Origin of the sequence: Herbaspirillum sp. UBA812 (assembly GCF_002296545.1) — a bacterium.
GTDB classification, from domain to species: domain Bacteria; phylum Pseudomonadota; class Gammaproteobacteria; order Burkholderiales; family Burkholderiaceae_D; genus Herbaspirillum; species Herbaspirillum huttiense.
Genome location: NZ_DBIC01000362.1, coordinates 1 through 7,945, shown reverse-complemented (window position 1 = coordinate 7,945; position 7,945 = coordinate 1). Strand labels below are relative to the sequence as shown.

At 63.0% G+C, this 7,945-nt stretch carries 7 protein-coding genes; 4 read left to right on the top strand and 3 right to left on the bottom strand.

Annotation, left to right across the window (positions count from 1 at the left end):
- Positions 1–500: bactofilin family protein (locus B3873_RS24010; RefSeq protein WP_286869459.1), on the bottom strand; the 500-nt coding region annotated here is incomplete at its 3' end.
- Positions 501–715: 215 nt separating this feature from the next.
- On the opposite strand from B3873_RS24010, the gene B3873_RS24005 reads away from it, so the two are divergent.
- The 3 genes from B3873_RS24005 to B3873_RS23995 all read left to right on the top strand — a co-directional run bounded on the left by B3873_RS24005 (position 716) and on the right by B3873_RS23995 (position 4,279).
- Positions 716–1,051: a hypothetical protein gene (locus tag B3873_RS24005; RefSeq protein WP_286869457.1), complete on the top strand. Its 336-nt coding sequence runs from the start codon at positions 716–718 to the stop codon at positions 1,049–1,051.
- 325 nt (positions 1,052–1,376) lie between these two features.
- Positions 1,377–2,093, top strand: coding sequence for a Pr6Pr family membrane protein (locus B3873_RS24000; RefSeq protein WP_121038768.1), 717 nt, complete (start codon positions 1,377–1,379; stop codon positions 2,091–2,093).
- Between the two features lie 473 nt (positions 2,094–2,566).
- A complete protein-coding gene (locus B3873_RS23995) occupies positions 2,567–4,279 on the top strand; it encodes an acid phosphatase (protein ID WP_286869454.1) in 1,713 nt (570 codons plus the stop codon).
- Between the two features lie 87 nt (positions 4,280–4,366).
- Here B3873_RS23995 and B3873_RS23990 read toward each other — a convergent pair whose 3' ends face one another.
- The gene (locus B3873_RS23990) at positions 4,367–5,371 is read right to left on the bottom strand and encodes a sulfonate ABC transporter substrate-binding protein (protein WP_286869452.1); all 1,005 of its coding nucleotides are present in this window, start codon (positions 5,369–5,371) and stop codon (positions 4,367–4,369) included.
- A 256-nt stretch (positions 5,372–5,627) separates the two neighbouring features.
- Between B3873_RS23990 and B3873_RS23985 the strand changes: the two genes are divergently transcribed.
- Positions 5,628–7,343 (top strand): chloride channel protein, encoded by a 1,716-nt coding sequence (locus B3873_RS23985; RefSeq protein ID WP_286869450.1) that lies wholly within the window; start codon positions 5,628–5,630, stop codon positions 7,341–7,343.
- 18 nt (positions 7,344–7,361) lie between these two features.
- On the opposite strand, the gene B3873_RS23980 is transcribed toward B3873_RS23985, so the two are convergent.
- A complete protein-coding gene (locus tag B3873_RS23980) occupies positions 7,362–7,739 on the bottom strand; it encodes a hypothetical protein (protein WP_286869448.1) in 378 nt (125 codons plus the stop codon).
- Between the last annotated feature and the right edge of the window lie 206 nt (positions 7,740–7,945).

The following is a 7,945-nucleotide window of genomic DNA, read 5'->3' as shown; positions in this document are numbered from 1 at the left end:
TCCTTCTGCTCGTGACCGCCGCCCACCTGCAGATCACCGGCCAGCTGGCCACCCTCTTCGATCACCAGCTTGCCGTAACGAATCTTGCCGGTCACCTTGCCGCTGGAATAGATCACCAGCTTCTGGCGCACGGTGAGATCACCATCGAACTCGCCACGGATCTCGGCCAGATCGATCTCCGCCGAACCCTTGAACGCACCACGCTCGGCAATCTGCACCACACGGCAGTTGATCGTGGCTTGCACCTTGCCTTCGACGACGAGCGTGTCGCAGTCCTCGATCTCGCCCTTGACCTTGATGTTGGGCCCGACGGTCAGCTTGCTGCCGCTCTCCTCGGTCGCCGCAGGCGCAGTATTGGAGACGGAAGAAGGATATTGGGTAGGTTTGTTCACGCTGGTCACATTGCCGCCTGTAGTAGAAGAGACGTTGCCCGCACTGCTGAACGGGGAATTGGTCGAACTGGTTTCGCGTTTGCCGAAGAGGGATTCCGAGCGAAGCATGTGATCTCCTGAAATGGTAGTGCCTGATGCGTAAAAATCTACGCGCGAAAAATAAGCCTGCGCCAAGGTGCGCACGACAACGTCATGACGCGCACCGCCTGCGCGGTGCCAAAGCCGCCCTGCACGATCATCGGAAAGACCGGCAACACGAGCGGCGCGTCTAAGCGTCGACAAGGTCGACGGAAGCGGCTCCTCCGGAAGTCCATGAGAGGGGAATGGACAACCCGAACACGATGTATCCAGGCATTGTCCGGGAGGAAACCTGTGCGATTCGGCAGGATGCCTTTTGCAAAGTTCACCGCAAATTTGTAACAGTGAACGCATTGCTGGAAGCGCCGTTTTTCTGCAGTAAATACGCAGCGAATACAGGGCAAATTATTTATATTTTGACGCGCCTTGTAACTAAAAAAAATGTAACAGTTGTTAGAGAGAAGGCGTCGCTTCAAGGCGACACCCTCTCCCCCAAAGTCCGCTCAGGATCTGGCTTGCAGAGAATCTGCTCATTTTCGTCGGCGGCCATGACGACCCGCCGACCGGTGGAAAAAACTTAGAATTTGAAGCGATAAATTTTCTCATCGAGCGAGGCCGCATTCCTCACTCACTGACTGCATTGATGAGCACAATTCACCGCATGGATGAGCCAGCTTCATCCCAAAGAAGAAGCCTGCCGCAACTGCAATCCCTCCTCGCAGCCGGGCACGAGACAGGCCCTCGCCAAGGACATGGGCGATGTGTCTTGATGTAAGGGTTGAAAATGAATGTCATCCGGCAAGCACAACCATGCCCGCCCGATTTATGATGGAGCCCATTGCCGGTTGCCGCCGGAACTCCATCCGTCCGGCGGCAGCCGTCCCCTCTCCTCCCACAGACCACACCATGAGCAACGACAGGATCCCTTCGCCGGAATCGCTGGATTCCTTTGGCGCACATCTCTTCCCGGCGCGCCGCCACTCGGCCGCCGCCCGCACGGTCGCCGGCCTGATCGCCGTGATCAGCTGGTTCGCCTTCGTGGCACAGACCGACATCACCATCAACCGCCTGCTGGCACGCGGCGGCGGCATCCTGGATGGCCTGGACCGGCTGACCATGTACCTGACCAACCTCACCATCCTCATGAGTGCGCTGTGCTTTACCTCGCTGGCGCTCTCGCTGAGATCGCCCATGAGCCGCTTCTTCCGGCAGCCTACGGTGATCTCGGCCGTGGTCACGTACCTGGCCTTCGTCGGCATCGCCTACAACCTGCTGCTGCGCCATTTGTGGACGCCCACCGGCTTTCGCGCGCTGGTCAATGAGAGCCTGCATACGGTGGTGCCGCTGCTGGCGATCGTGTACTGGATTTTTTTCGTGCCGGTATTCCAGGCCTCGCTGAAGAAGGCACTGCTGTGGCTGGTCTACCCGTTGGGGTATCTGATGGTGACGCTGTGGCGCGGGGCACTGTCGGGCTTCTATCCCTACCCCTTCATCGACGTCAACGCGCTCGGCTATCCGCGCGTGATCCTGAACGCCACCCTGCTGTTCGGCGCGTTCGTCGGATTGATGGCCTTGTTCATCGCCGTCAACCGGTCAGGAAAACCGGTGCTGCAAGGCAAATAGGACGTACTGATGATGGGCGGCCGGACTGCGCGTCCGGCCCTGCCGCCAGGCCACTAGGTCAGCGGCTCCGTGATGGCGAGCGCCAGCATGAACACCATGCACGCACTGAAGCCCGCACCGATGAGCAGGTATTGGAAAGTTTTGAGCACCATGATTCCCTCGTCAAACAAGACCGCCTTGACATGAGCGCCGAATCGACCATCCCCTGGTCTGCCGGACTCACCTGACCCGGTCGCCGGGCCGCGAGATGCGTGGCCCCAACCGGTGCGGTCGACGCATTTTATGGCCTTCGCCACGCATGAGCACCATCCTAGCGTTTCTTTTACTCAAACTTTCACTGTCTCTTGGTGCCGGTTTCGTCATTTTCTTGATTGCCAGCATGATGGAAAAGACACATCCTTGTCATACGGTCGCGCTATGCTGCCCCCGCAACGCGCCAAACTCCACAACAATATCCGACAGGAAATTCATCCATGAGCAAGCACGACGACGACATCGCCGGCAGCCAGCCTGCGTCCAGCGAAACGCCCCCTATCCCGCAACAACCCGGCCGCCGCCGCTTCCTGGGCAGCATGGCGGCCCTCAGTGCCGGCACGACGCTGGCCGCCTGCGCCACCGAAGGCCAGGGACCGGTGCCCTACCCCAGCGGCAACCCGGCCGAGTCCGCCGCGCTCGACCGCGCCCTGCGCGATAACGTCAAGACCATCGTGGTGATCTACGCCGAGAACCGCAGCTTCAACAATCTCTTCGCCGATTTCCCCGGCCTGGAAAAGCCGCTGTCCTCGCTCAAGCCCTCGGACTACCAGCAGCGTGACCGTGACGGCAGCCTGCTCAAGGAATTGCCCCCCGCCTGGAACGGCGTGCTGATCCAGGACCAGAGCGTGGAAGGCGTCAACTATGCTGGCGGCAAGCAATACCAGACCAACTTGCCCAACGCACCCTATGCGCTCAAGGGCCCGCAAGGCGAAGCGCTGCCGCTGAGCCTGGTCACGCGCGACCTGTGGCACGTGTTCTACCAGAACCAGATGCAGATCAACGGCGGCAAGAACGATGGCTTCGTGGCCTGGGCCGATTCCGGTGGCCTGACCATGGGCCACTATGCGGACACCCGCTACAACCTGCGCCTGTGGGATGTGGCGCGCGAATTCGTGCTGTGCGACAACTTCTTCCAGGGTGCCTTCGGCGGCTCCTTCCTGAACCACCAGTACCTGATCTGCGCCACTGCGCCCTACTATCCGAACGTGATGAGCTCGGTCTCGCGCACGCAAGTGGCCAAGACCAAAAACAATGATCCGCTCTCGCCGGAACTGGTGCCGGCCGAAGGCAGCCCGGCCAGCGCCCTGCAAGGTCCGCCGAAGTTCGGCCCCAGCGCGCTGACGCCGGACGGCTACGCCGTCAACACCATGGCCCCGCCGTACTGGCCGACCTGGAGCCGCGACCGCAACAACCCGGCCTATTCCGAACCCAACCAGCCCAGCGTGCTGGTGCCGCAGACGCACGAACACATCGGCGACAAGCTCAACAAGAAGGGCATCGACTGGGCCTGGTATGCGGGTGCGTGGCAGGCCACGCTGGACGAGTTCAAGGATTCCAAGGGCATCCCCAAGATTCCCAATTTCCAGTATCACCACCAGCCGTTCAACTACTTCAAGAACCTGGGTCCGGAAAATCCTGCCGAGCGCAACAAGCGCCTGCGGGATGGCGGCCTGGGCGACGAGTCGCGCACCAACCGCTTCCTGGCCGATGTCGAGGCGGGCCGCCTGCCGCCGGTGACCTTCTACAAGCCGCAAGGCAACCTCAACCTGCACGCCGGCTACGCCGACATCGCCTCGGGTGACCGCCACATCGCCCACATCGTCAAGAGCCTGCAGGCCAGCCCGCAGTGGAAGAACATGGTGGTGGTCATCACCTTCGATGAAAACGGTGGCTGGTGGGATCACGTGGCCCCGCCCAAGGGCGACCGCTGGGGTCCGGGCACGCGCGTGCCGGCACTGGTGATCTCGCCCTTCGCCCGCAAGGGCACGGTGGATCACACGGTGTATGACACCGCCTCCATCCTGCGCCTCATCACCCGTACCTTTGGCCTGGAAAAGCTCAATGGCCTCAAGGAACGTGACGACGCCATGATCGCGCGCGGCCAGCAACCCATGGGCGACCTGACCAACGCCTTGCAGTTCAAGGCCTGATCAACCGCTACGCGAGAACGACAAGGCCGCCGCAGGTTTTTCCTGCGGCGGCCTTGTTCATGGTGTGACGAACCGTGCGCGGATGGTTTACGCCAGCCAGGGCGGTGCCGTCTCGCGCAGGTTGATCTTCTTCGGGATCAGCTTGAGATCGAGGAAGGTATCGGCGATCTGCTGCTGCTCGTCGAGAATGGCGTGCGTGATCGGCAGCGTACCGTAGTTGTAGCGGCGCACCACCACGTCCAGCACGCCCTTGGGCAAGCCCAGTATTCCGGCCAGTTCGCTGGCGTAATCATCGGGGCGCGTCTTGGCAAACTCATCCACCTTGGCCAGCTCTTCCAGCGCGATGCGGATGAGGTCGGCATTGTCCCGCGCATAATCACGGGTCGAAAAATAATAGGCACGATTCTTGACCACCCCGTCGGCGTCAGCCAGGATGCGCGCCTTCAGGCTCTGCTGGGCGGCGGCCAGATACGGCTCCCAGATCGCCCAGGCATCGACCGAGCCGCGTTCAAACGCAGCGCGCGCATCGGCCGGCGCCAGCCAGACCGGGGTCACGTCGCCGTATTGCAGGCCGTGCTTTTCCAGCAGCTTGACCAAGAAGTAATGCACGTTGGAACCCTTGTTCAGGGCGATGCGCTTGCCCTTGAGCTGCGCCGGTTTCTGCAGGCTGTCATCCTTGACCAGGATTGCTTCCACATAAGGACGCGGCACCGTCGCGCCCACGTAGACCAGTGGCGTGCCGGCCGCCTGCGAAAAGATGGGCGGCGCTTCGCCCACATCGCCGAAATCAATCGAGCCCGCCCCCAGCGCTTCCAGCTGCACCGGGCCGGCACTGAATTCCACCCACTTCACGGTCGCCCCCAGCGATGCCAGCCGCTGCTCCAGCGTGCCGTGGGCGCGAATGATGCTCAGCGCTCCTTTCTGATAACCCACACGCAACTGGCGCGTGGCCGCGTGTGCCAGGCGCGGACTGAACGCCGCAGCGGCACCGGCGGCACCCAGGGCGAGCCCGGCACCGATGAGGCGGCGGCGCTTGCTGTTCAATTCCACGGCGGCGAGGGCGGGTTGGTGTTTGTCTTCGTACTGCGGCATGGGCACTCCATCATTCATGGTTGAGGTCGATATTTCCTGGCTCACAGGGTAGCGAGCCCTCCTCATGCTGCGAACGAATCATTCCTCCTGTGCATAGAAGAAAAGCGGATAAGTCGCGCCATGCATGCAACACCCGGCCTCTTCCTGGCCGAATATTTTATATCACGTTATGATATATTAATCCCCTATCCTTTTATCCATGCGACTTCTTCTCCACGATGAGGTCGTCACCCCTACCCTTCAAATTCGCCATTCCATGAAACACAAACGCGACTACACCGCCGACCGGCGGCTGCCCCTGCTATGCGCCATCGCGGCCGCCATCGGCGTGTTGTCCACGGGCGCGGCCTGGCTGCTGCTCAAGCTCATTGCACTCTTCACCAACCTGTTCTACTTCCAGCGCCTGTCCTTCGAGGCCATTTCGCCAGCCGCGCATACACTGGGCTTGATGGCGGCCCTGCTGCCGGTGATCGGTGGTCTCATCGTCGGACTCATGGCGCGCTACGGCAGCGACAAGATCCGGGGCCACGGCATTCCGGAAGCGATCGAGGCCATCCTCTTCGGCAAGAGCCGCATGTCGCCCAAGGTCGCGTTGCTGAAACCGCTGTCATCGGGGATCGTCATCGGCAGCGGCGGTCCGTTCGGTGCCGAAGGGCCGATCATCATGACCGGCGGCTCGCTCGGCTCCCTCCTGGCACAGTGGCTGCACCTGACTGCGGCCGAGCGCAAGACCCTGCTGGTCGCGGGAGCCTGTGCCGGCATGACGGCCATCTTCGGCACGCCCCTGGCCGCTCTGCTGCTGGCGGTGGAACTGCTGCTGTTCGAACTGCGCCCGCGCAGTCTGCTGCCGGTCGCGCTGGCCTGCGCCATCGCAGGCTTCCTGCGGCCGTGGCTGATCGAGGGTGGCGTGCTGTTTCCGCTGGAGGTGGCACCGGTCGCGCCGATCGCCCTGTTGTCCTGTCTCGCCGCCGGCCTGGCCAGCGGTGTGCTGGCGGCGCTGCTGACGCTGGCCCTGTATCGCATCGAGGACGGCTTCCATCGCTTGCCGCTGCACTGGATGTGGTGGCCGGCGCTGGGCGGCATCGCCGTCGGGCTCGGCGGGCTGTTGCAACCGCGCGCATTGGGCGTGGGCTACGACGTCATCGCCGACCTGCTGAACCAGCACATGCTGGTGTCGGCGGCCCTGGCGCTGCTGCTGGTGAAGGCGGTGATCTGGCTGCTGGCGCTGGGGTCGGGGACCTCGGGCGGGGTACTGGCACCGCTGCTCATGATGGGGGCCGGTCTGGGCCTGGTGCTCGCACCGTGGCTGCCGGGCGGCTCGCCGGGACTATGGCCGCTGGTCTGCATGGCCGGTGTGCTGGGCAGCGTGCTCGGTGCGCCGCTGACGGCCATCGTCTTCGCCTTCGGCCTGACCCACGCGGGCAATGCGCTGCTACCGCTGATTGCCACCACGGCCGTGGCCTATGGCGTCAACGTGTTGTGGATGAAGCGCTCCATCATGACCGAGAAGATCGCACGGCGCGGCCTGCATGTGCATCGCGAATATGGTGTCGATCCGCTGGAACGGGTGCATGTGGAGGACCTGATGTCCGCCCCGCAGGCGCTGGAAGCGGCGCTGCCGGCCGGTGAAGCGCTGGCGCGGTGCCGCGCGGCAGAGCGTGTGCATCGCTACTATCCGGTGACGGCGCATGGCCGCCTGCTCGGCATGGTTGCGCTGAGCCGCCTGCAGGCCGCCGATCCGGCCACATGCTGCGGCACCCTGATGCAAGCCGATGCCGGCTACCTGCTGCCCCATCTGAGTGCGCGCGCGGCCGCCGGAGCGATGGCGCGACAAGGGGTGGCGCGCCTGCCGGTGGTGAATGGACCGGAACGCCGACAGCTGGTCGGCGTGCTGTCCTTGTCAGATCTGGCACGTGCCAGTGCCAGCCATGCCGAAGAAGAATCAGTGCGGGAAAAATTGCTGGGAAACTGAGCCTCGCCGGACTCCTGCTCAGACGCCACCGCTGAGCTTGCACATCAGGTTGTCATGCGAAACCAGGATCACGTTGATGCCGGCATTGCCGTTGTCCATGCGGAATTCGCTGTTGCCGTTGGCCAGCGAGATGATGCGGACCGCGCGCGTGGCGGTCTCGGTCATGACCGTTTCGGCCGCCATGTTCAGGCAGGTCAGCACGCAGCCGCTGCCCGCCGCGCAACTGCGGGTGATGTCGCTGGCCACCGGCGAAGGGGCAGCAGTACTGGCTGGCACCGGGACGGCGGCCGGAACCTGCGCAGGGACTTGCGCACGGGCCGCTGCGGCGGACAGCAGCAAACTGGACAGCAGAGAAAGAAGCGCAAGGTGGAACGATGAAAACCGCAGTGCGCGCATGGAAAGGCCTCCCTTGTTGGATCTGTCGGATCGAGCCCGTATTGCATCACAAACAAAAAAAGGGCGCACCTCCTTGCGGAAGCACGCCCAAAAGTAAGCCCCCCTCAGGGCTTCCCGGTAATCGAGGTACTAGGGCCTGTTCACATTCAATCTGTGAGATGCGTTGCCCCCAGAAGGCGTGGTGGCAAGGCGCGCGTCAGGGCTGG